The following is a 1,393-nucleotide window of genomic DNA, read 5'->3' on the forward strand; positions in this document are numbered from 1 at the left end:
ATAGCGAGTAATCCCACTGAGAAATTCTTCTATGCCGCTATCTTTGATCATGTACTCAATCAAGGGCTTGCCCCACTCGCTTAGAATTCGAACGTAGTTATCGATAGGAGTCTCATAGCCGTGCACCGAAGGGCGGAAGGGGGATCCCACAAGCCTGCCTGAGGAGCTACAGTACTTGACAAATTCGCTAATAAATTGAGGTGTCTGCTCTCTGCCACCTAGCTCTTTTATACTTTCTGCAAAAATGGTATCCAGACCAAACCTTGTTTCTCGAGTCGTTTCCCTGATCTGCGAGCCGTAGAAGCCAAGCAGGGCACTAGTTTTAAATAGGCGGGCTTGACGAAACTGCTGGTCAATGATGGTCTCTAATCTCTGCCTTAGCTGGGAGTTGTACCAAGTTTCATCAATGCGGTTGAACACATAAAAAACTCGATCGCGAATACTTTCGCTACTTTGGATGTGCTCAATGAGTTCTGTTTCTTCTTTAGTCAGCTCACCTGTTGTAGCACACTTGAGGACACAGACAACTGCGGAAGTGTTTGGATCGGCAATTTTTTGATAGGTGCGCTCGGCATCCGCTTTAACCGGAGCATCAATTCCAGGGGTATCGACAATAACGTTTCCGTCTTCTAATAGAGGATGATGGCAGTAGTACTCAATCTTCCGCAGAACTGCACTATTGGCACCGCGCCGCGCAAAACTGGCCGCTTCTCTTAGGTTGCCAAGGTTAAGCTGTTCCATCGAAAATACTCTGTTTTCGGTTGGGTGAATTCTGGCGCGGTTTTGCTGGAAACCTTCAATTAATAAGCGCAGCGCATCTGCCTGCTTTGCTCGTTCCGACTTACTTTTGCCGCCCTCCTGCTGAACAATGGCCTCAGCCTGCTCTTTTAGGCGATTGAGGGTGACTTCCTCTAGGTTGTTGCCGCTGGGTAGGGCTAAGCCCAAGCGAGTGCAGAAGGCAGCCATCTGTTCCTGCACCTGCCGCTCGCTGAGGAAGGTGAGTACTACCCTCTCGGCGTCAGGCTCTGCATAGGAGATGTAGCACTCTGTCCCTGTGGCGTGTCCTTCAGCGCTATAGAGAAGCTCCCTTTCTAACAAGGCGTTGATCAGCATCGACTTGCCAGCGCTAAAAGCACCGGCAAAGACAATCTCAAAAGTTGGGGAAATAGCCTTGCTCAGTGAAGCCTGAACTCGGGTTGTATCTTGCTTTGCTGAGAGCGTGGGATCCTGCTGCCAAAGGTTTAGAATCGTTTCAACATGCTCCCGTAAGTTCTCACACTGAGGCAAGAGTTGCACAGCCATCTCGGGGACCTCCGCTAGGGCTGGGGAGATTATAACGCCCTCAGCCTCGGGCGTGAGATCCCTATACTACTTTTCTTCCGACGGGGCCCTA

The 1,393-nt window shown here is 50.3% G+C and carries 1 protein-coding gene; it reads right to left on the reverse strand.

Translation table 11 applies throughout. The features are described 5' to 3' along the window. A partial coding sequence (locus NW857_RS12630; RefSeq protein ID WP_414369158.1) for a dynamin family protein occupies nucleotides 1-1,302 on the reverse strand: 1,302 nt, incomplete at its 3' end. Between the last annotated feature and the right edge of the window lie 91 nt (nucleotides 1,303-1,393).

The organism is Synechococcus sp. H55.9, assembly GCF_047462355.1.
Classification (GTDB): Bacteria; Cyanobacteriota; Cyanobacteriia; order Thermostichales; family Thermostichaceae; genus Thermostichus.